Origin of the sequence: Pseudomonas brassicacearum (genome assembly GCF_003732175.1) — a bacterium.
GTDB classification, from domain to species: Bacteria; Pseudomonadota; Gammaproteobacteria; order Pseudomonadales; family Pseudomonadaceae; genus Aquipseudomonas; species Aquipseudomonas brassicacearum_G.
On record NZ_MOBI01000023.1, the window covers coordinates 209,687 to 231,469 of the forward strand.

A 21,783-nucleotide genomic window follows, 5' to 3' on the forward strand; every position below is an offset into this window, starting at 1 on the left:
AGAGTTTCACGTAGCAAAGGTAGCGCTGTCTGCGCGCTGAGGTGTTACATGAGTCAACCAATCACCGCCCTGGTCATCATGGGCGTGGCCGGCTGCGGCAAGTCCAGCGTCAGCGAGGCCCTGTGCCTGCTCAGCGGCGCCACCGGCATTGAGGGCGATACCTTTCACCCTGCCGCCAATATCGAAAAGATGAGCGCGGGTATTCCCCTGAACGACGACGACCGTGCCGGCTGGCTCGACAGCCTGTGCGAGGAGTTGCGTCGCGTCGATGCCTCGGGCGCACGCCCGGTGTTGACCTGCTCGGCGCTCAAGCACAGTTACCGTGAACGCTTGCGCAGCGCCTTGCCGGGCCTGGGTTTTGTATTCCTCGAGTTGACCCCTGAAGTCGCCGCCGATCGCGTGGCTCATCGTCCTGGGCATTTCATGCCTTCGACCTTGATCGCCAGCCAGTTCGCGACCCTTGAATCCCCCGTTGGCGAGCCACTGACCCTGGCGCTCGATGCCTCGAAGCACAACGTCGATGAACTCGCCCGGCAGGCCCACGCCTGGTGGCTCAGGCATGGTTTGAAACTCGCCGGCTGAGTGTTGTTGCAAGAGATAGCGCTGTCCTGACGGCTTCTGAATAACCCGCTTCAATAACAACAACAAACAGGAGATACCCCCCCATGTTTGGCATGTCCCACGAGTCGTTTTTGCTGCTTGATGCAGTGATCACCGTGATTGGATTAATCGTCCTGATCACCAAGTTCAAGCTTCATCCCTTCATTGCATTAATCATCGCCGCAGCTTTTCTCGGGCTGACCTCGGGCATGCCGATTGGCACCATCATCAAGGCGTTCCAGGACGGTTTCGGTGGGGTACTCGGGTTTGTCGGGATCATCCTTGCGTTGGGCACCATGCTTGGCAAAATGATGGCCGAGTCGGGTGGGGCGGATCAGATCGCCCAGACCCTGATTCGCGCGTTCGGCAAAGAGCGCGTGCAATGGGCCATGATGTTTGCGGCCTTCCTGGTCGGTATCCCGTTGTTCTTCGAAATCGGCTTTGTACTGCTGATCCCGCTGGTGTTCATCGTTGCTCGCCGTACCGGGATTTCAATCATCAAGATCGGTATCCCGCTGCTGGCCGGTCTGTCCGCCGTGCACGGTCTGGTTCCGCCGCACCCGGGTCCATTGCTGGCCATCGGGGTGTTCGGTGCAGACATCGGTAAAACCATTCTCTACGGTCTGATCGTTGCCCTGCCGACCGCGATTATTGCCGGTCCGATCTACGGCACGTTCATTTCAAAGTACATCCCCGGCCATCCTAACCAGGAACTGGTGGATCAACTGGCTCGCGAGCCGCACTCCAGCACCTTGCCGAGCTTCAGCATCACGCTGATCACCGTGCTGTTGCCGGTGTTCCTGATGCTGCTGAAAACCTTTGCCGACATCGCGCTGCCGGACGGGCATTTCTTCCGCACCTGGATGGACATGATCGGTCACCCGATCTCGGCGTTGCTGCTGGCGTTGCTGCTGTCGCTGTACACCTTTGGGCATCGTCAGGGCATCGGTTCCAAACAGATTCTGAAACTGCTCGACGCCAGCCTGGCGCCAACCGCGGCGATCATTCTGATCATCGGTGCCGGCGGTGGATTCAAGCAGATGCTGGTCACCAGTGGTGTAGGTGACGTGATCGGCCACATGGCGGTGAGCGCGCAGATTTCGCCGATCCTGCTGGCCTGGCTGGTCGCTGCGGTGATCCGCGTGGCGACTGGTTCCGCGACTGTGGCGACCATTACCGGTGCGGGCATTGTGGTGCCGGTGGTGGGGATGATTCCGGGCGTGAACCGCGAGTTGCTGGTGCTGGCCACCGGCGCGGGCTCGTTGATCCTGTCGCACGTCAACGACGCAGGCTTCTGGCTGGTCAAGCAGTACTTCAACATGACCGTGGCCGAAACCTTCAAGACCTGGACGGCGATGGAAACCATCCTGTCGGTCGTTGCGCTGGGCTTCATTATGTTGTTGTCGTTGGTGGTTTGATTTATTGCGGTGCCTGCGCCTTGTGCGGGTGCTGGACTTACAGCGTCACCAGAGCCGCGAGAGGATGCTGAGTCCTTGTCGCGGCTTTCTTTTTGCCATTCCCAATCCCTGAATACCATTCGTCGGCACTGTCAACTTTGACAGGTAGGCGTTGTGCCGTGCCACGCGTAGAAGTTGCTCATGAACTTTTGACTCATTTACGCGTGCAGGGAGAAAACATCATGACCACCAAAGAACCAGGTGCATCGCAGGCAAACCGAAAAGTCAGAGTGAGCAAGCTTGTCAATGAGACGGATCCGGGCACTTTAGTCAACGGTGTTGTATGGGGATCGGGCTCAGCCGAAAAAACCTATGCCCTCAACAACTTTGATCCCGCCACTCGAGACGATCAGCTGTCCTATGCCCCGGGTCCAGATCGTACGACAAAATATGCGTTCAATAAGTACGCAGACAATGGCTTTCAGTGTTTTGGTTATGGGGGTGATTGGTTGATTGGTGATGCCCGTTACGGCAACGGACCTGGTCAACCTGACCCGAGCTACGCCACTGGAGGGCGTGGAACCAATTTGATGAGGTTCTTGGGAAAAACCGGGACCTTTCACAAAATGATTCTCGGTTTTTTAGCCATTGTGGGGGACAAAGGCGTTAATCGGATTCCGATCTACAACTCTCTAGTCCTCTGGGGGCTTGTTAGTCCGCCAGCAATCCCCGGGGAGCCGACGGACGCTGAATTGGAGGCTGCAGAAACACAATGGGGTGGGCATGTGAGGTTTATTGATCCCTGGAATGATCTAGCAGCCTATATCAACTGCAATTTTCCAGGGTATGTCAGCGAAGACTATTCAGATCTTTATCGTCCTGAAAAAGCGCAAGGTGTGCTGGGGGCTTTGCTTCAAATTTATCAGTCTAATCCTGACCTGGAGCTTTCCCTGAGCCTTGGCGGCTGGTCTATGAGTCATGCCTTTTATGCCGTCGCGCGAGAACGTGATCCTGCAAAAAGAAAGATTTTTATTGATTCGATTGCGACTATTTTCACAACATTCCCCATGTTCAAAAGCATCGATATCGATTGGGAATACCCTGCGGTGAGTGGTAATGAACCTGGGGCGGGTGATACTTGGTTGGGTAATCCCTACGATGACGATGATGCGGCTTACTTTGCCATATTGATAGGAGAGTTGAAGGCCCGGTTGCCCGCGGTCAAAATAAGCATTGCATCGATTGCTGCCCCCGCCAAATTAGCCAAATCCAATATCCCAGCACTTATTGAAGCGGGGCTCGATGGCGTTAACGTCATGGGTTATGACTTTTTTGGTACGCCTTGGGCGACAAAGCTTCAGCACCATTGCAATCTATATCGCAGTGACCCCGATGATATTAACGAGAACTCTGTTGATGCTGCGGTGCAGTACCTATTGGGACTTGGCGTGCCCTCCAAAATGATTTATGTCGGGTACGCCAACTACAGTCGAAATGCTCAGCAAGCTGAATTAACAAGTGTGTCACCACTGGTGGGAACATATAGCCAGCGTGCTGGAGCTAATACGACTCCAGGCTGTTTTGAGGCCGGTGTTACAGAGTTGCCCGGTGTTTTGAAGCACTATCTGGATCTGGAAGCGCGTCAACCGCTGAATCGTTTTATCTTGTATACCGATAAAAAGGCAAACGCAGACTTTCTCTATAATCCAACAACCAAAGTATTTATGTCACTGGATACGCCTCGAACCGTAAAATTGAAAGGCGAATACGTGGTTGAGCATAACCTTGGGGGGCTATTCAGCTGGATGATTGATCATGACCCAGGTCTGATGAACAACGCTGCGCGTGAAGGGGTCGGCTGTACGTTGCTGGAGGAGGTTATCGACATGAAGTCTTTCTACTACGAAGGCGCGACTACGTTACAGCCATAACGCTAACGATCAACTTCCCGATACGAAAATGCCCCTGTGAGCGCAATACACTCACAGGGGCATTTTGTTTTCCGTTCAGTAATCCGCGAAATCAACCCGCCGCCGCATCCGCCCTGAACATCCCGCGAATCCCACGCACCGCCTGACGAATCCGGTCCTGGTTTTCGATCAGTGCAAAGCGCACATGATCATCCCCGTATTCACCAAAGCCCACGCCCGGCGAGACACAGACCTTGGCTTCGGCCAGCAGTTTCTTGGCGAACTCCAGCGAACCCAGGTGCGCGTAGGCTTCAGGGATCTTGGCCCAGACGTACATCGAGGCTTTCGGGTTTTCGACCATCCAGCCCAGTTCATGCAGGCCTTTGACCAGCACGTTACGACGTTGCCGGTATTGTTCGGCGATGTCTTTGACGCACTGTTGATCACCTTCCAGCGCAGCAATGGCGGCCACTTGCAGCGGGGTGAAGGTGCCGTAGTCGTGGTAGCTCTTGATCCGTGCCAGGGCGTTGACCAGTTCCGGGTTGCCGACCATGAAACCGATCCGCCAGCCGGCCATGTTGTAGCTCTTGGACAGGGTGAAAAACTCCACCGCGATGTCCTTGGCGCCCGGCACCTGCATGATCGACGGGGCTTTCCAGCCGTCGTAGACAATGTCGGCGTAGGCCAGGTCATGCACCACCAGCACGTCGTACTGCTTGGCGAGGGCGATCACCCGCTCGAAGAAATCCAGTTCGACGCACTGCGCGGTAGGGTTGGACGGGAAGCCGAGAATCATCATTTTCGGCTTCGGAATCGAGCCGCGAATGGCCCGTTCCAGCTCGGCGAAAAAGTCCACGCCGGGGATCAGCGGCACCGAGCGCACTTGGGCGCCGGCAATCACCGCGCCGTAGATGTGGATCGGGTAGCTCGGGTTGGGCACCAACACCGTGTCGCCTTGGTCGAGGGTGGCGAGCATCAAATGTGCCAGGCCTTCCTTGGAGCCAATGGTGACGATGGCTTCGCTTTCCGGGTCGATGTCGACCTGGTAGCGATCCTTGTACCAATTGGAAATCGCCCGGCGCAGACGCGGAATACCCTTGGAGGTGGAGTAGCCGTGGGTGTCTTCGCGCTGGGCAACGGTCACCAGTTTTTCGACGATGTGCGGTGGAGTCGGGCCGTCAGGGTTGCCCATGCTCAAGTCGATGATGTCTTCGCCACGACGACGGGCGGCCATCTTCAGCTCGGCAGTGATATTGAATACGTAAGGGGGGAGTCGATCTATGCGCGCAAAGCGGCGCGGCGAACCTTGTTCGGCCATTGTTGCCTCGAATAACGTAAGCGCCCGGAACCGTCCGAGCGACGCTGGCCACTGCGGTGGCCTGTGGCGGAAGATAAGGGCGCCGGTGGCCGATTGTCCAGTGGCGAGACTCAACTATTTTCCATGACACGGTTGATCGCACGCGCAAGTTTTCGCTATCAGCCAGTGCGCGCATGCTTCTTGCAAACGTTGGCACTTACTCAACTACCACTTTTGAACGAGATGAAAAATGGAGTTTTCCAGCGGCTTTTTATTGAGCCTTTCGCTGTGCCTGGACATCGGCGTGGCCAACATTGCGATGATCACACTGGCCATGCAACGCGGGTATTTTCAGGGTTTTGCGCTGGGGCTAGGCACCTGTGTCGGCGACTTGGTATACGCCGTGTTGGCGCTGGCGGGCATGACGGTGCTGTTGCAGTATTCGGCGGTGCGCTGGGTGTTGTGGGTCGGTGGTTCGGCGTTGCTGCTGTACTTCGCGGCGAAGATGATTTATTCGGCCATTTATCACAGCGCCGTGTTGGCGGAGGCGGGTGAGGTCAGTGCCGGCTCCCATCGGCGGGAGTTTTTCCGTGGGATTTTTCTGGCAATGTCGTCGCCCAGCGCGATTCTCTGGTTCGCCGCCGTCGGCGGTACGCTGATTGCCCGTTCCGGGGGCGGTAGCCTGAGCAATGCTGCACTGTTTCTGGCGGGGTTCTTTTGCGCCGGGCTGCTCTGGTGCGTTGCCCTGTGCCTGGCGGCGACCCAGGGCGGCAAGTTCTTGGGGGACAAGCTGCTGCGCTATTCCTATATGGCATCTGCAGCGATCTTCTGTTATTTCGCAGTCTACGTGATTGTTTCTGGTTATCAGGAATTTATCGTCCCGGCGGCTGTTGCAGAACTTCCGGGCCTTTGACTGGGGGAATCCGGTTTGGCTTCTATACTTGTAGCCGAACCCACCTTCAGTTGCAGGAGTTGATTCATGGATGATCCAAAAAACGGCGTGGACGCTGGACCGCGCTTCGAAACGGGGCATTTTATGCTGATCGCCGGACTTGGCGGGCGGTTTAGCGAGGACACCACCGAAGGTATTCCCAAGCTCTGGGATAAATTCGTACCGCACATCGGTAACGTTCCAGGGCAGATCGGGGAAGTAACCTACGGCGTCTGCTGCAACCCGGACGGTAAAGGTGGATTTGAGTACATCGCGGGTGTCGAAATCAGCAAGCTCGATGACCTGCCAGAACTCTACCGCTGGATCGAAATACAACCTCAGCACTATGCGGTGTTCAAGCACGAAGGTGCGTTGGACACCCTGCCGCAAACCTTTCAGTACATCTGGAAAACCTGGTTGCCGCAGTCAGGTCATGAGGCCGCCGATGCCCCGGAGTTCGAGCGCTACAGCGACGACTTCAATCCGAAACTCAATACCGGTGTGCTGGAAATCTGGGTACCGCTCAAAACTGCCTGAGCGGGTTGAGAGGCGGCGCACTCAAGCGCCGCCGCCACTCGGCATCTGCCCTATTTGTCTTTGCTGATTCGCCGCGCTCGCAACACGTCGATCGTCAGCGTGATAAAGCCAAAAGCACTGATGGTGAACAGCATAAGAAGACCGACCTGAACGCTACTCATGGTGAGTTTCCCTCTTCATGGCGAAAGACAGGGACAAGCAATAGCCCGAACCTTGCGCGAAAGAAAGCCGCTATACGAAGGTTTTACGGGCGTGCAGATGATCGATATGCAGACCTTATTAATTTATGATTCGCACCCTCTTTTTCGCTGACCGGGTCACGCCATGAACTCATCCTCGACTGTCATTCGCCAGGTCACGCCGGCTGATCTTGATCGCTGTTTCGCCATCGAAACCCAAGCCTATGAAGGTGATGAAGCGGCCACTCGCGAGAAAATCGCCACGCGCATCGCCACCTGGCCGCAAGGTTTTATCGTGGCCGAGGTCGACGGTGTCGTCGCCGGGTTTATCAATTCGGGGGCGGCGTATCAGGTAGAAATGGCGGATGAAGCCTTCAAGGAAATGATCGGCCATGACCCGGATGGCCCGCAGGTGGTGATCATGTCGGTGGTGGTACACCCGGACTTTCAAGGGCTGGGATTGGCGAAGCGCTTGATGACCGAGTTCATTGTCCGCATGCGTGATTTGGGCAAAACCCGCATCAACCTGATGTGCAAGGAACGGCACATACCGCTGTATGCCGGGTTTGGTTTCGCCTACCTCAACGTATCCGCATCCGACCACGGCGGCATGGCCTGGCATGAAATGGCGCTGGATCTGTAACAAACAAGATTCTGTCAGGATGATGGAGATCCAATGTGGGAGCGAGCCTGCTCGCAATGAGGCCCTTACATTCAATGTAGATGCCGATTGTCAGATCCCTATCGCGAGCAGGCTCGCTCCCACATGAGGGTGTCGTCGTATCGGTCAGTAAAGACTGTCCAGTGCCCGAACAGGCGCTTCCCGATCGTACGCCTCGGCATCGAACTGGCCGTCATTCAGGCGCTTGTGAAAGGCGCCTGCGGTGGGCAGGGCTGAGCGGTCCAGGTACTTTTCCGGGTTCCACAAATCCGAGCGGACGATAGCCTTGGAACAGTGGAAATAGGCGGCTTCGACCTCCACCAGAATCACCGTGCGCGCCGGTTTTCCGTTCACCGCAAAGCTTTCCAGCAGAGCGGGCTCGGCGCTGATCCGCGCGCGGCCATTGACCCGCAATGTCTCGCCAATCCCCGGAATGATGAACAGTAACGAGATCCGCGAATCGAGGACGATATTGCGCAAGGTGTCGATGCGGTTATTACCCGGACGGTCGGGAATCGCCAGGGTTCGCTCATCGATAATCCGTACGAAACCCGGCGTATCGCCACGAGGTGAGCCGTCCATGCCGTCAGGGCCGACCGAGCTTAGGATAACCAGCGGCGAGGCGCGCACCATCGCCTGGTAATCAAGGTTGAGAAAGGGGATTTCCTTGCGCACGGCGCGGTCGTGAGGACGGCCGTAAATCGCTTCAAGTTGTTCGACAGTGGTCAGCATTGTTCACTTCATCCATGAAGGGGTATCGGGCGTTCAGAACGCCAGGGCCATGCGCCGCTCATAACCGATCCGGCCTTTGTAGGCGTTGCCGCTGTCGACCCAGCCTTGCTTGAGATAGAGCCCGAGCGCCGATTCATTGTGCGCATCCACCGACAGCTCCAGCCCCTTGATTTCTGGCCAGGCCTGACGCGCAGCGAGTGGCAGGGCCTGCAGGAGTGCGCTGCCATAACCCTTGCCCTGGTGGCGGTGATCGACCTGTAGCGCATGCAGGGTCGCGGTGTCTTCATGGGCCCAGTGCGGCAGGAAAGGCGGTCGCTTGAGCAGCAGGAACGCTACCGGAATCTCGTCGACGAGCAGGGCAAAGCCCTTGATGCCGTCACGCGGTGCTGACAACAAAGTGTGCAGGGCCATGTCGATATCGCCGGAGAATTGCTTCTGCCGGTCAGGGATCTCAATGGCTTCCAGTTGCTGGCGCTGTGCGGGTGTCAGCTGTTCGTAGGGAACGAGTTGGGTGGTCACTGGCGGTGTCCGTAGTCCGACAAAGGTGAAGTGCGGATTTTAGCCAGTTTGCCTGTTCGACATTTATTTTATTTGAGCGGTCGATTTGGTCTTTTGCCAGACGACTAAGGGTGGCTTCACACAAAAAGCCCACTGATGTTCAGGCGCTGTTCAAACGGCCACCCTGATCGTCGGGATTTTCGCCAAATGCTCAATCTGCAGCCATAGTTGATCAGCCTGATGACGGAGAGTCTTATGAAATACCTATGTCTGGTCTACAGCGACGAACAGCTCCTGCACAGCTCGCCCGATAGCCCCCAGGACGCCGAATGCGTGGCGTATGCCGAGTCGGTTCAAGGCAGCGGCCGGATGCTCGCCGCCGAGGCGCTGGAATCCGTTCAGACCGCCACCACGGTGCGTATGCGCGGTGGCAAGTTGTCGATCACCGACGGCCCGTTCGCCGAAACCAAGGAGCAACTCGCCGGCTTCTACCTGATCGATGCGAAGGACCTGAACGAGGCCATTCAGGTCGCCGGCGACATCCCGGCAGCCCGGGTCGGCAGCGTTGAAGTACGGCCCGTTCGTGAGTTGAACCTAGGGTGATCACAGGCATGGCAAACTGATGCCGGGCGAGTCGGTCAAGGCGCTGGTCGAGGCGGTTTATCGCAACGAATCGCGGCGCATCCTCGCCACGTTGATTCGCTTGCTGGGGGATTTCGACCTCGCCGAAGAGGCTTTGCATGAAGCCTTCTTTGTCGCGGTTGAACGCTGGCAGCGCGATGGCGTGCCCGATAATCCACGCGCCTGGCTGGTGTCGACCGGGCGTTTCAAGGCCATTGACGGTTTGCGTCGTCGGGCGCGATTTGCGGCCTCCCAAGCGGCATTGGTGGCACAGCTGGAAGAGCTCGAAGAGACCGACTGGAGTGCTGAGGATGTGGAAGACGATCGCTTGCGGCTGATCTTCACCTGCTGCCACCCGGCCCTGGCGGCGGATGCGCAGGTGCCGTTGACGCTGCGCGAAGTCTGCGACCTGACCACTGAGGAAATCGCCCGGGCCTTTCTCGTTGCACCGTCCACCATCGCTCAGCGCATCGTGCGTGCAAAAAGCAAAATCCGTGACGCGAAAATCCCTTATCAAGTGCCTTCCGTTGCCGAATTACCCGAGCGCCTCGACAGCGTATTGCGGGTGATTTACCTGGTGTTCAACGAAGGGTATTCGGCGTCGGTCGGCAGCGAGCTGACCCGCGAAGACCTGACCCGTGAAGCGATCCGTCTCGGCCGCTTGCTGATGGAACTGTTGCCGGAGGCCGAAGTGATGGGACTGTTGGCGCTGATGCTGCTCAATGAATCGCGACGCCCGGCCAGAACCTCGGCGTCGGGTGAGTTGATCGTGCTCGATGAGCAGGATCGTTCGCTATGGAATGCCCAGATGATCGCCGAAGGGTCTGCCTTGATCGAGCGCGCGTTGAGCACGCGTGGCTTTGGACCTTATTGCCTGCAAGCAGCAATCTCGGCGGTGCATGCCGAAGCCGCAACGGCCGAGCAAACCGACTGGCCGCAAATTGTCGGGCTGTATGACGTGTTGCTGCGAGTGCAGCCTTCGCCGGTGATTGAACTCAATCGTGCAGCGGCGCTGTCCCGCCGCGATGGGCCGCAGGCGGGGTTGACGCTGGTCGAAGGGATTCTGCAGCGAGGCGAGCTGCTTGACTATCATCTGGCCCATTCGGCGCGCGCCGAGTTCTGTCGGCAACTGGGACGTGTTGAAGAGGCGAGGGCGGCTTATTTGCGCGCCCTTGAATTGACTCGGCAAGCGCCGGAGCGACGGTTTATCGAGCGGCGGTTGAGTGAGCTCAAGTGATTGCCGCGACCCCTCCTACGGGGGAGGGGGCTGTGATTTTTTGATCACTCCAGCATCTTCGCCAGCAACCAGCTTCCCGCCGGTCCTGGCGGATGCAGGCGGGACCAAAGGGCATCGACCGACACCGGTTTTGGCCAGCCGCGGACCTTGAGTTCCTGCAACGAGCCCGCTCCAAAACGCCCGACCAACCAGCGCGGCAAGGGCGCCCAACCAAATCCGCCTTGGGCCATTTCCAGCAGCATCAGATAACTGGGCGCCGACCAGACCCGGCCTTGGGCTCGGGTTTCGTAGGGATTGATGATGGTTGCCAGGCGCAATTCACGGTGCTGCTGTAACGTTTCCTTGTCGACGTTTTGCAGCGCCGCCAGCGGATGTTCGGTCGACACGAACAAGGCAATTTCCGTGCGCTCGTCGACCGTCGCGCTGTTCAGGTCGGCCGGGTAGTCGGACTGCATTTCGGCGAAGGCAATATGCGCGCGCCCGCGTTGAACCAGGGCGATCAAGTCGTCGCACTCGGCAATCAGGCATTCGAGTTCCAGGTCCGGGTAGCGCTGTTCGAAGTCACTCAACGCGGCTTCAAAGCGATCGGACTGGTAGGTGTCGGAAATCGCCACCGTCAGCTTCGCCTCAACACCTTGGGACAGCTGGGCAGCGGTCATTTCCAGACGGCTGGTGGCGGCCAGAATGTCTTCGGCGCGTTGCAGCATGACATGCCCGGCCGAGGTCAGGCTGGGCTTGCGGCTGCTGCGATCGAACAGTGTCACGTTCAGGTCGATTTCCAGGCTGGCGACCGCCGCGCTAATGGTTGACTGGCTCTTGCCGAGTTTGCGCGCCGCTGCAGAAAACGAGCCTTGGGTCGCTGCCTGGACGAACGCCAATAACACTTCATGTGAGGCCATGAACTATCGCCTTGATCGATGGTTACTGGTTATGAAGTATCGGAGTGGGGATGGATGATGGCAACCACATTCACCCAGGGAGCTTGATGATGAGCACCAACAAATCCTTTACCGAGCGTGTTCTTCAGGCCATTGGTTTCGAGCTGCTGGCGGTCATGCTGTGTACACCGTTGCTGGCGTGGCTGATGGGCAAGCCGATGGTCGAGATGGGTGCCGTGACGATTGCCATCGGTCTGATCGCCTTGGCCTGGAACGTGTTGTTCAACGGTCTGTTCGACCGTCTGCTCAAGCGTCTGGCGCTTGCCCCCAGTGCCGCAACCCGAGTCTTGCACGCCTTGCTGTTTGAAGGTGGTCTGGTGGCAGTCAGTGTGCCGCTGATTGCCTGGTGGCTGAATGTCAGCCTGTTGCAGGCGTTGATTCTGGACATCGGTGTGTTGCTGTTCTTTTTGCCGTACACCTACCTCTACCACTGGGCGTATGACGTGGTGCGTGAGCGACTGGTGATACGTAACGCTTGTGAAGGATAGAAGCAAAGATCGTCCGAACGTGGTTCGGACGATCTTTTGATCCTGATTACAAAAACATCCCGCCCGACGCTTCGACCCGCTGGCCGTTGATCCACTGACTGCCCGGCGCCAGCAGCAGCGCAATGGCGGCGCCAATGTCGTCGGGTTTGCCGGCGCGACCCAGCGCCGTATTGCTGGCCACCAGTTGATTGATGTCCGCGTTATCGCGCACCGCACCCCCGCCGAAGTCGGTTTCGATAGCGCCCGGTGCCAGGATATTCACCGCAATGTTCCGCGCGCCGAGTTCCTTGGCCTGGTAGCGCGTCAGCACTTCCATCGCCCCTTTCATCGCGGCATAGGCGCCGTAACCTGGCAGGCTGAAGCGGGTCAGGCCGCTGGAAATATTGATGATCCGGCCACCGTCATTCAGCAGCGGCAGCAGGTTCTGGGTAAGGAAAAACGGCCCCTTCAGGTGAATGTTCATTAGCAGATCGAACTGCGCGACGGTGGTGTCGGCGAAGTTCGCATGCACGCCGACCCCGGCGTTATTGATCAGAAAGTCGAAGTGCTGGCGATCGAAGTGGTTTTTCAGGACCTTCCCGACCTCTGCGGCGAACGCGCCGAAACCTTCACTCCGGCCCACGTCGAGTTGCAGCATGGCGGCGCGACCGCCAAGGCTTTCGATCTGTGCGACTAGCGCCTGGGCTTCGTCGGCGCGGCTGTTGTAGGTGCCGATAATGTCGATGCCCTGAGTCACCAGATGCAGGGCGGTGCTTTTGCCAAGGCCACGGCTGGCGCCGGTGATCAATGCGATTTTGCGGTTCATGGGACGTTCTCCAGAGCAGTGAGTGATGATGGGAGAAAGTTTATTTATCCGCCTTACGGTGATAAACAGGCTGTAATCGGAATCACTGGTCGGAATTTTCGAACAATAAAGAGTTTGCCCCATGAACAAGCTGGAACTGTTGCGCACCTTCGTCCGGGTCAGCGAAATGTCGAGTTTCACCCTCGCAGGCGAAAGCCTCGGCTTGCCCCGTTCTACGGTTTCCGAACACGTCCAGGCCCTGGAAACCCTGCTCGGTACACGCCTGCTGCAACGCACCACGCGCAAGGTTCAGGCAACCCAGGACGGTCTGGTGTTGTACGAGCGGAGCAAGGATTTGCTGTCGCACATGGATGAAATCGAAGGGCTGTTTCGCCAGGACGAAGCCTCGCTGACCGGGCGGATTCGCATCGATATGCCGAGCATTCTGGCCCGTCAGGTGGTGATGCCGCGACTGCCGGAATTCATGGCCCGGCACCCTCATCTGGAACTGGAAATCAGCAGCACCGACCGCCGGGTCGATTTGCTCGGCGAAGGATTTGATTGCGTGCTGCGGGTCGGTGCGCAACCGGATCAATCGGTGGTCGCTCGTCACGTGTGCGACTTTGCCATGGTCAACTGCGCCAGCCCTGCCTATCTGCAGCGCTATGGTGTGCCGCAGCGTCTCGAAGACCTGGTGCAACATCGGCTGGTTCATTACGTCGGCGTACTGGGCGCACGCTCGGAAGGTTTTGTGTACGAGGAGGAGGGCACGCTGCATCGAATGCCGATGACCGGCAGTGTGACGGTCAATAATACCGACGCTTACGAGTCCGCGTGTCTGGGTGGTTTCGGGTTGATCCAGGCGCCGCTGATGGGGATGCAGTCGTACCTGATCAGCGGTGAATTGGTGGCCGTCTTGCCGCAGTTCAACGCACCGTCGATGGAGGTTTCGCTGCTCTATGCCCGGCAACGACATTTGCCATTACGCGTGCGGGCATTCATGGACTGGCTGGGGCAGGTGATCCAGCCCTTGGCCTGAAGCACGACAAATCCTCCTGTGGGAGCGAGCTTGCTCCGGGCGGCGATCCGACGATGGCGGCAGAACAGTCGACATAGATGTCGGATGTTATGGCCTCATCGCGAGCAGGCTCGCTCCCACAGGGGGTTATGCATCAGATGTGGAAGTAACCCACGCAGGAGTCGAACGGCAGGCGCTTGAGTTCGATCTTGTTTAGGTCGAACACTTCGCGCAGGGCTTTGGTTTCGCCCGGGAAGTTGCGATAAGCGACTTCGTCCAATACCACGATGGCGCCTTTTGGCATGTACGGCAGGAAGGTTTCCAGCGCGACTTTGGTCGACTCATACAGGTCGGTGTCGAGGATCAGCATCGCCACGACCAGGTCCGGACGGGTCTTGACCCATTCAGGCGCGGTCTTGCAGATATCGCCCTTGACCAGTTCGCAACGCGGGATGCGGTTGACCGGACGCAGCAGGTCGTTGGCGTCGATCATGTCCTGGATCAGCGACTGGTCGGTGTCGGAGAACATGGTCTCGTTGACGTCGGCCGGGTCTTCGTCCTTGTTGATGCTCTGGAAGCCTTCGAAGGTGTCGAAGCCAACGATCGAGCGGTTGATCGCGTAGGGTTCCAGGATCATCGACAGGTGCATGTAAAGCATCAGCGAGTTGCCCTTGTACACGCCGCACTCGATGATCGCGCCGGGGATTTCGGCGACCTTCTTGAACAGCTCCATACGCGACAACGCAGCGGTCACGCCGATGCGGTTGGCGAACACGTAAGGGGCATCGGCCACGTATTCGGCGTCGACCCGCTTGAGAACGCCAGCGCGGGTTTCGTTGTATTGGGCCTCGGCAGGCGTAATGCGACGCTTGGTCATTATTGGATTCCTTGGAAATTCGAGAAGTCGTGGGCGTGGAAATAGTCTTTGAAGCCGGCGCCGACATCCGGGCACGCGCTGTCGACGTTGATCGCGCCGCGCTTGTGCTTCAGGTCGTCTAGGTGCATCAGGCGGAAATCCACACTGAAGCGGGTTTGTTCGGTGTAATTGGGAACCGTGCCGTGCAGGTGTGAACCCGAGAAAATCAGCATTTCGGCGGTGTTGCCGGCGATGCGGATCTCGGACGCTGCGTCGATGTCCTCGGTCGGCACCGGGTGCTGACGGGCTTCTTCCTTGACGTTGTCCTTGGCGCGTTGGCGTTGTACGCCGATCCAGTCGGATAGGCTCCACTGCGCCGACGTGTTTTTCACCGGCTTATTGAAGTACGCCGGGTTGATCATCATGGTCTGGTCCGGCTGGATCGTATAGACCGGCATCCAGGTGTTGATCTGGCAGTCGACGCCACCGTACCAGGTGTCGCGATGGGGTTTGTAGGCGTAGCTGACGCCGGCGTGCAGGTAATCGTAGTTGGGCACAACACGAATGCGCGGCACGTCGAAGATGAACTCTTCGGGGGCCGCACCGATTTCTTCGGTGAAACCGCGGATCAACTCTTTGGCCCGCAGGCTATTGGTGAACTGGCCTTTGAGGCGGGTTACCAGCACCACGAACTCTTCCACCGGCATCAGGCGGTGCAGGGCCTGGTGGTCAGTCTCGCCGTCAAATGCGGCGGTGATGCTTTCCTGAGCAAAAGCACAGAGTTCCTTTGCTGCATTGAGCTGGGTGTTCAGGAAGATATCGCCAGCGTAGATGGCGCTTTTGAAGTCAGCTTTCTTCTGAAGCTGATTGATGTACAGATTCACGGTTCCCCCTCCTGAATGCATCGGGTCTCTTAAGAGTCGGCACCAAGGTAACAAACTGAAGCCCGATCCTGCGGGTGCAGAACCAATAAGTGCTTAATCCAATGATTTTGCGACGAAATGCCTGTCGAGTGAGCGCGGCGCTGATGGCTCTTATAAAAAACTCCCGAACCGATTGCCCGGTCCGGGAGCTTTTTACGCGTTGTCGGGTTCAGAACAGTCGCGTGAACAACCAGTACAAACTCCCTGACAATATTATCGCCGCCGGCAAGGTCAGTACCCAGGCCATCAACAGGTTGCGGATGGTCTTCATCTGCAAGCCACCGCCGTTGGCCACCATGGTCCCGGCTACGCCGCTGGACAGCACATGAGTGGTCGACACCGGCAAACCGAACATGTCCGCCGCACCGATGGTCAGCATGGCCACGGTCTCTGCCGAGGCGCCCTGGGCGTAAGTCAGGTGGGTCTTGCCGATCTTTTCACCGACCGTGACCACAATGCGCTTCCAGCCGACCATGGTGCCCAGGCCCAGAGCAATCGCCACGGCGATTTTCACCCACAGCGGGATGAAGCGCGTGGCGTTGTCGATCTGCTGTTTGAACAATTGCAGTTTGCCTGTGGTGTCGGCATCGAAGTCACCGACTTTGTTCTTGTCCATCAGGCGAATGGTTTCGCTGGTCAGGTACATGTCGTTACGCACGTTGCCCATGGCTTGCGCCGGGACTTTGGAGAGCGATCCGTAACCTTTCACTTCGTTGCCGATGTTGCCCGCCAGGGCGGCGAGGGCGGGGATCAGTTGCGGTGTCGCTTCCTTGCTGCGCACGTACGCGGACAGCACCGGACGCGGGTCGGTCGGGGCCGGTTGCGGAGCACTTTTGACCAACGCTTGCTGGGTCACTTCGGCCACTGCGGCGAATTGCAACGCCTGGTCGGCCGGCATGGTGCGGTTCAGCGCATAGGCCATCGGCAGGGTGCCGACCAGAATCAGCATGATCAGGCCCATGCCTTTTTGGCCATCGTTGGAGCCGTGGGCGAAGGACACACCAGTGCAGGTCAGAATCAACATCCCGCGTATCCACCACGGTGGTGGTGTGTTGCCTTTCGGTGCTTTGTACAGCGCGCGATGTTTGACGAAGATGCGCAACGCCAGCAGCAACAGCGCGGCAAATGCGAAGCCGATCAGCGGCGACAGCAGCAACGCGTAACCGACCTTGGTGGCTTGCGCCCAGTCGATACCACTGGTGCCGTCGCGTCCGTGCATCAGCGCATTGGCGACGCCGACCCCGATGATCGAGCCGATCAAGGTGTGAGATGACGAGGCCGGCAAACCCAGCCACCACGTGCCGAGGTTCCACAGGATCGCCGCGATCAGCAGGGCGAAGATCATCGCGAAGCCGGCGGATGAACCGACTTGCAGAATCAGCTCCACCGGCAGCAAGGCGATGATGCCGAAGGCTACGGCGCCACTGGACAGTAGCACCCCGAGGAAGTTGAAGAACCCCGACCAGACGACCGCAAAATGCGCGGGGAGCGAATGGGTGTAAATCACCGTTGCCACGGCGTTGGCGGTGTCGTGGAAGCCGTTGACGAACTCAAAACCCAAGGCAATCAACAGCGCCACACCCAGCAGCAGAAACGGCGTCCAGGTGGTCACCGTGGTGCCGAGGTCATGCATGTCGTGTATCAGGCTGTAGGCGGTGAACAGCAGCCCCATGGCCAGCACTGCGAAAAACACCACGACGGTCAATACGCCGGGTTTTTTATCGAGTTGCGGGCTGGCACTGCTGGCGGGGACCTTGGGGATGGCAGTCAAGGAAGGCGTAGCCATGGCCGGACAATCCTGTGTCAGGGAGGAGTGTCGGTCATGATCGTTGCCGAATGTTACAGCGAGACTGCTTTGAGTCAGTGTTTGGTTAATTGCCGAACTGTTGATTCGCTTGAGAACCTGTGGCGAGGGGGCTTGCCCCCGTTCGAGTGCGAAGCAGTCGTAAAACCGGCTAATGCGTTCTATTTGAAGAGCCGCAGTGTCTGGTTTCAGGGTCGCTTCGCAACCCAGCGGGGGCAAGCCCCCTCGCCACAATGGGTCTGTGAATCCTGGAAAGCTGGATCAATAATCCACCCGCTTGCGAAAGGCCCAGCGCCCGGCCAGTACCGTGAACGTCGCGACCAGTGCCACCAGAATCCAGAACCCTTCCGGGTCGCCGGCAAGGGGTATCCCGCCGACGTTCATGCCGAAGAAACCGGCAATGATGTTGATCGGCAGCGCCAACACCGTGACCACGGTCAGGGTGAACAGCGTTCGGTTGCTTTGCTCGTTGAGGTTGGCGGCGATCTCTTCCTGCAACAGCTTGATCCGCTCGCTCAGCGCCGTGAGGTCGTTGATGATCAGCGCGAACTCCTCGGTGGATTTGCGCAGCTCCTTGACGTCGTCTTTCTGCAACCATTGCGGCGGACGGTTGAGCAGACGCAGCAGCGAGCCCGGCTCCAGTGCCAGCAGCCGTTGCAAGCGCACCAGCACTCGACGATTGGCGCCCAGTTCGGCACGGTTGGTGGACAGTCGCGATGACAGCAACTCGTCTTCGATCTGGTCGACACTTTGGCTGGTCTTGCGCACGATTTGCGTCAGCACTTCGCCCTGGTCGCGCAGCAAATGCACGAGCAGTTCCAGTGGCGAACGAAAGCATTCGCCGGCCTTGACCGAGGAGCGCAGCTTGTCCACCGAGTGCAGGGGTTGCAGGCGTGCGCTGATGATCAACCGACTGCGGGCGCAGACCCAAAGGGTCGATACGTCTGACGAGACCATGCTGCTGAGGTTGAACACCACGTCGTTGACCACCGCCAGCAGCGCTGAATCGACGTGCTCGATGCGCGTCGAGCGGGAGCCTTCATGCAAGGCTTCGAAAAATTCCTCCGGCAACTCCAGGTGCGCTTTCATCCAGCGCTCGCACGCGGCGTGGGCGAGGTTCAGGTGCAGCCAGAGGAACTCGTCCTCGGCGCCCGGTTGTTGCAGCAGTTGCAGCGCCTTGGCCGAATCGATCTCGCGACCGCGCTCGCCGGGGCGAAAACTGAAACCGTAGAGCAGGCCGAACAGGTCAGAATCGCGGTGGCGTTGATCGATGCTGTGGTTCATGGAGTCTCGCTGAAGGGAGGCGCCTGTCGTACGTTTCACAGGCTCACATGAGCGGCATCATGGCAACGCTGCTTGACGGTTTTGTGACAGTTTGGTGGCGTGTGTAATAGAACTTCTACCGGCGGTCGGATCGGCGTCAAGAAACCGTAGCGCATGCCGATGACAGCTACGTTGGCTCAGGCACTTTGGTGTCCGGCCCGCATGTTGTCGACAGGGAGGTCCGGACATCTCGCATGCCCTACCGATGCGAGCCTTATCCCTGTCATGAGTATCACTCGATGTTTTTGCAAAAATCCCTGCGAGCGCAAATCCTGGCACTGCTGAGCGGCAGTCTGATCGCGATGTTGCTGATTGCCCTGGCCTGTTTTCACTTACTCTCCAGCGGGGTGCAGGACTATCGCAACCTCATCGAAGGCCCGTTACGTACCTCACAACTGATTGACGAAGCCAACCTGCAATTCAAGGCTCAGGTTCAGGAATGGAAAAACGTCCTGTTGCGCGGCAAGCAACCGGCTGAGCTGGACAAATACTGGAAGCAGTTCGAGGACCGTCAGGGCGACGTACAGAACATCCTCGGTGAATTGACCCGCCAACCGGGCATCGATGCCTCACTTAAAACCCGCCTTGAAAGCCTGCGTGATGCGCACCGGGTGCTTGGCGGCGCGTATCAAAAAGGTCGAGAGGCTTATCTGGCCGCCGGTGCCGATCCTTCGGCAGGTGATAACGCGGTCAAAGGCGTGGACCGCGCCACGAGCGAGCAGATGAGCGAGCTGGTCAACGAGTTGCGTAAACAGGGCCGGGAGCAATCGACGCTGATCAGCGCCAGCGCCGATCGCACGGTGTTGCTGGGTATCCTGGTGATGCTGGCTTCGGGCCTGTTGATTGGTTTGCTCAGCCTGTGGCTGGTCAACCGCAATCTGGTGGAACCGATCCGCAAGTTGATCGAATACGTCGCGCACTTGAGCCAGGGCCGCTTTGCCGAGCGGGTGACGAGTGATCGTCAGGATGAGCTGGGCAAGTTGGCGGTGGCGGCGAACACGTTGCGCGATTTCCTTGCCGAGACCTTCAGCCGCTTGCAGCGTAGCGCCTCGGATCTGGACAGCGCCAGCGGTGAGCTGAACTCGATTGCGACCTTGATGGCCCATGGCACCAGCGAACAGTTCAACCGCACGGATCAAGTCGCCACGGCGATGAACGAAATGTCCGCCACCGCTCAGGAAGTCGCTCGTCATGCAGCCGACGCGGCACGGGCCGCCGATGATGCCGATCAGTCGGCGCAGCAGGGCGAGAAGGTCATGCAGGGCACGATTCACACCATCACCCAGATGCGCGGCGAAATCGCCAATACCGCGACGGTCATCCGCCAGCTGGAAACCGACAGCGGGCGCATCGGCAAGGTGCTGGAAGTGATTCGCGGCATCGCCGAGCAAACCAACTTGCTGGCATTGAACGCCGCTATCGAAGCCGCTCGAGCCGGTGAAGCCGGACGCGGGTTCGCCGTGGTGGCCGATGAAGTGCGCAGCCTGGCCCAGCGCACGGCAGCGTCGATCATCGAAATCAACCAGATCATCCAGAGCGTGCAGACCGGTGCGGTAGACGCGGCGCAGGCCATTGAAAGTGGCCAGTCGCGCAGCGAGGAGAGCGTTGAACAGGTCACTCAGGCCGGGGCCATGCTCGAGCGCATTACCGCGTCGGTGGAGGCGATTCGCGACATGAACCGCCAGATCGCCACCGCTGCTGAAGAACAGACCTCGGTGGCCGAAGACATTTCGCGCAATCTGACCGAGATCACCAGCATCGCCAGTACCAACCTGGACAACGTGCAGCGCACGGAAGCGGCGAGCAACAACCTGCACGGTTTGTCGGGGCAATTGAACGCGGTGACGGCGCGCCTCGGCGCCTAGCCCGCTGAAATGTGTATCGGCACGCTAACCGTGTCGGTACACGATTGATCTCAAGTGTGGGTGTTGCACGTCGATGATTCGGTTATCCCTAACCTCATCGAAGGAAACACCCATGGTCAGCCTCACATCGGTCTCGATCAATCAGACTCTGTCCACTACCACCAGCAAGACTGTCATCAGCGGCAGCACCGAAACCGACACCACGCAAAGCACAACCACGACGGGCAGTTCGACCACCGGCAGTGGCAAAGTCGCGGCCGGTGGTGCATCCGCGTCGGGCGGCAGCAGTTCGAGCAGCAGTAGCAGTGAGTCGGATACGGTAAAAGAGCTGCGCAAACAGATCGCCGAATTGCAAAAGCAATTGCAGGAGCAACAGCAACAACTGCAGGCCGCTCAGGCCAGTCAGGAAAGTGCGGATGCCAAAGCAGCGAAAGTCGCCGCCGCCCAATCGCAGATCGCAACCACCTCGGGTTCATTGGAAACCGCTACGGCGGCGTTGACGCAAGCGCTGCAAGAGTCAGGCAGCAGCACGTCGGGGTCGTTGGTCAGTACAACGGCGTAATGTTTCGGCCTGCTTGGCTGCGCCTTTGATGTCCCTGTCTCATGAGGCTCGTGCCGCCGGTCGGATTCAGGGGCAGAAAAGGCCTTGATTTACCGCCTACCTGTTAGTTCTGACAGTAGACGGGGTGGTGCCCTGAGGATTGTATGGAACGGTCAGCGCAGCCTGCGCTACTTTTCCTGTCAGGAGCGATCCCATGTCTTTGAGTCTTAGCAAGTTGCAAATTGAAAGCATGACACCGGAGCCCGGTTACGATGGGCAAGTCACAGTGCCGTCTGCCGGAGCAGGTCTGTGCGCTCAAGTGGAGGGTGACCAAGGCTATCATGCGGAAGACATTCTGCTGGTGTACTGGAATGACAAGCGTGTGTTTATTCACACGGTCACTAAAGTTGAAGAGCAAAATGGCATCAGCTTTTTTATAGAGAAAGCTTATGTTGTTCCGGGTGATGCCACGGTCAAATACACCATCATCGACGATCAGACCGGGAACCCCTCTGACTCACTTGTACTATTGCTTAAGGTCATCCCTGAAGAAGAAACAGAAGTAGTCCTTGCCTCGCAACGGTAGACCCGGCCACCCCTCTCATGCTCAAAATGCAAAAAAGCCGCGAAACCCGAAGGTCAC

22 protein-coding genes are annotated in these 21,783 nt (G+C 58.3%); 13 read left to right on the forward strand and 9 right to left on the reverse strand.

The annotated features are described in order from the left end of the window. The first annotated feature begins 48 nt into the window (after window positions 1–48). The 3 genes from BK658_RS22800 (at window position 49) to BK658_RS22810 (ending at window position 3,928) form a co-directional block, all read left to right on the forward strand. Complete coding sequence (locus BK658_RS22800; RefSeq protein ID WP_123584278.1) at window positions 49–582, forward strand: gluconokinase; 534 nt, start codon at window positions 49–51, stop codon at window positions 580–582. Between the two features lie 83 nt (window positions 583–665). Beyond that, a complete protein-coding gene (locus BK658_RS22805) occupies window positions 666–2,018 on the forward strand; it encodes a GntP family permease (RefSeq protein WP_123584279.1) in 1,353 nt (450 codons plus the stop codon). Between the two features lie 221 nt (window positions 2,019–2,239). Continuing rightward, on the forward strand, window positions 2,240–3,928 hold the full coding sequence (locus tag BK658_RS22810) for a glycosyl hydrolase family 18 protein (RefSeq protein WP_123584280.1): 1,689 nt from the start codon (window positions 2,240–2,242) through the stop codon (window positions 3,926–3,928). Window positions 3,929–4,019: 91 nt separating this feature from the next. On the opposite strand, the gene alaC is transcribed toward BK658_RS22810, so the two are convergent. Continuing rightward, entirely contained in the window at window positions 4,020–5,225 is a 1,206-nt protein-coding gene (alaC, locus tag BK658_RS22815; protein WP_054593657.1) for an alanine transaminase, read from the reverse strand. Between the two features lie 229 nt (window positions 5,226–5,454). Here alaC and BK658_RS22820 point away from each other — a divergent pair, with 229 nt between their 5' ends. The 3 genes from BK658_RS22820 (at window position 5,455) to BK658_RS22830 (ending at window position 7,494) form a co-directional block, all read left to right on the forward strand. Further along, a complete protein-coding gene (locus tag BK658_RS22820) occupies window positions 5,455–6,117 on the forward strand; it encodes a LysE family translocator (RefSeq protein ID WP_123584281.1) in 663 nt (220 codons plus the stop codon). A gap of 66 nt (window positions 6,118–6,183) precedes the next feature. Then, the gene (locus tag BK658_RS22825; RefSeq protein WP_123584282.1) at window positions 6,184–6,672 is read left to right on the forward strand and encodes a GyrI-like domain-containing protein; all 489 of its coding nucleotides are present in this window, start codon (window positions 6,184–6,186) and stop codon (window positions 6,670–6,672) included. A gap of 324 nt (window positions 6,673–6,996) precedes the next feature. Next, window positions 6,997–7,494 (forward strand): GNAT family N-acetyltransferase, encoded by a 498-nt coding sequence (locus BK658_RS22830; protein WP_123584283.1) that lies wholly within the window; start codon window positions 6,997–6,999, stop codon window positions 7,492–7,494. Between the two features lie 144 nt (window positions 7,495–7,638). Here the strand turns inward: BK658_RS22830 and BK658_RS22835 are convergent, their stop codons facing one another. Both BK658_RS22835 and BK658_RS22840 read right to left on the reverse strand, forming a co-directional pair. After that, window positions 7,639–8,244 (reverse strand): pyridoxamine 5'-phosphate oxidase family protein, encoded by a 606-nt coding sequence (locus tag BK658_RS22835; RefSeq protein ID WP_123584284.1) that lies wholly within the window; start codon window positions 8,242–8,244, stop codon window positions 7,639–7,641. 33 nt (window positions 8,245–8,277) lie between these two features. Next, window positions 8,278–8,763 (reverse strand): GNAT family N-acetyltransferase, encoded by a 486-nt coding sequence (locus BK658_RS22840; protein ID WP_123584285.1) that lies wholly within the window; start codon window positions 8,761–8,763, stop codon window positions 8,278–8,280. A 234-nt stretch (window positions 8,764–8,997) separates the two neighbouring features. On the opposite strand from BK658_RS22840, the gene BK658_RS22845 reads away from it, so the two are divergent. Together BK658_RS22845 and BK658_RS22850 are read left to right on the forward strand one after the other, a co-directional pair. Beyond that, on the forward strand, window positions 8,998–9,345 hold the full coding sequence (locus tag BK658_RS22845) for a YciI family protein (protein WP_123584286.1): 348 nt from the start codon (window positions 8,998–9,000) through the stop codon (window positions 9,343–9,345). A gap of 19 nt (window positions 9,346–9,364) precedes the next feature. Further along, window positions 9,365–10,600, forward strand: coding sequence for an RNA polymerase sigma factor (locus tag BK658_RS22850; RefSeq protein ID WP_123584287.1), 1,236 nt, complete (start codon window positions 9,365–9,367; stop codon window positions 10,598–10,600). 44 nt (window positions 10,601–10,644) lie between these two features. Here the strand turns inward: BK658_RS22850 and BK658_RS22855 are convergent, their stop codons facing one another. Then, window positions 10,645–11,499: a LysR family transcriptional regulator gene (locus BK658_RS22855; RefSeq protein ID WP_123584288.1), complete on the reverse strand. Its 855-nt coding sequence runs from the start codon at window positions 11,497–11,499 to the stop codon at window positions 10,645–10,647. Window positions 11,500–11,588: 89 nt separating this feature from the next. Here BK658_RS22855 and BK658_RS22860 point away from each other — a divergent pair, with 89 nt between their 5' ends. Then, window positions 11,589–12,026, forward strand: a complete 438-nt coding sequence (locus BK658_RS22860; RefSeq protein ID WP_123584326.1) for a multidrug/biocide efflux PACE transporter — start codon at window positions 11,589–11,591, stop codon at window positions 12,024–12,026. A 46-nt stretch (window positions 12,027–12,072) separates the two neighbouring features. Here the strand turns inward: BK658_RS22860 and BK658_RS22865 are convergent, their stop codons facing one another. Then, window positions 12,073–12,831 carry an SDR family NAD(P)-dependent oxidoreductase gene (locus tag BK658_RS22865; RefSeq protein WP_123584289.1) on the reverse strand — a complete coding sequence of 253 codons (759 nt, stop codon included), beginning with the start codon at window positions 12,829–12,831 and terminating at the stop codon, window positions 12,073–12,075. Between the two features lie 121 nt (window positions 12,832–12,952). Here BK658_RS22865 and BK658_RS22870 point away from each other — a divergent pair, with 121 nt between their 5' ends. Beyond that, on the forward strand, window positions 12,953–13,849 hold the full coding sequence (locus BK658_RS22870; RefSeq protein WP_123584290.1) for a LysR family transcriptional regulator: 897 nt from the start codon (window positions 12,953–12,955) through the stop codon (window positions 13,847–13,849). Window positions 13,850–13,982: 133 nt separating this feature from the next. Here BK658_RS22870 and BK658_RS22875 read toward each other — a convergent pair whose 3' ends face one another. The 4 genes from BK658_RS22875 to BK658_RS22890 form a co-directional block, all read right to left on the reverse strand. Next, window positions 13,983–14,705, reverse strand: coding sequence for a TylF/MycF/NovP-related O-methyltransferase (locus tag BK658_RS22875; RefSeq protein WP_103314960.1), 723 nt, complete (start codon window positions 14,703–14,705; stop codon window positions 13,983–13,985). After that, window positions 14,705–15,568, reverse strand: coding sequence for a hypothetical protein (locus tag BK658_RS22880; RefSeq protein ID WP_123584291.1), 864 nt, complete (start codon window positions 15,566–15,568; stop codon window positions 14,705–14,707). The genes BK658_RS22875 and BK658_RS22880 overlap by 1 nt, the downstream gene beginning before the upstream one ends. A 208-nt stretch (window positions 15,569–15,776) precedes the next feature. Further along, on the reverse strand, window positions 15,777–17,393 hold the full coding sequence (locus BK658_RS22885) for an inorganic phosphate transporter (RefSeq protein WP_123584292.1): 1,617 nt from the start codon (window positions 17,391–17,393) through the stop codon (window positions 15,777–15,779). A gap of 279 nt (window positions 17,394–17,672) precedes the next feature. Continuing rightward, window positions 17,673–18,695 (reverse strand): transporter, encoded by a 1,023-nt coding sequence (locus BK658_RS22890; RefSeq protein WP_123584293.1) that lies wholly within the window; start codon window positions 18,693–18,695, stop codon window positions 17,673–17,675. 278 nt (window positions 18,696–18,973) lie between these two features. Between BK658_RS22890 and BK658_RS22895 the strand changes: the two genes are divergently transcribed. From BK658_RS22895 to BK658_RS22905, 3 genes are all read left to right on the forward strand, one after another. Beyond that, window positions 18,974–20,599, forward strand: coding sequence for a methyl-accepting chemotaxis protein (locus BK658_RS22895; protein WP_123584294.1), 1,626 nt, complete (start codon window positions 18,974–18,976; stop codon window positions 20,597–20,599). Between the two features lie 112 nt (window positions 20,600–20,711). Beyond that, window positions 20,712–21,161 carry a hypothetical protein gene (locus BK658_RS22900; protein ID WP_123584295.1) on the forward strand — a complete coding sequence of 150 codons (450 nt, stop codon included), beginning with the start codon at window positions 20,712–20,714 and terminating at the stop codon, window positions 21,159–21,161. Window positions 21,162–21,354: 193 nt separating this feature from the next. Continuing rightward, complete coding sequence (locus tag BK658_RS22905; RefSeq protein WP_123584296.1) at window positions 21,355–21,726, forward strand: hypothetical protein; 372 nt, start codon at window positions 21,355–21,357, stop codon at window positions 21,724–21,726. The last annotated feature ends 57 nt before the right edge of the window (window positions 21,727–21,783 follow it).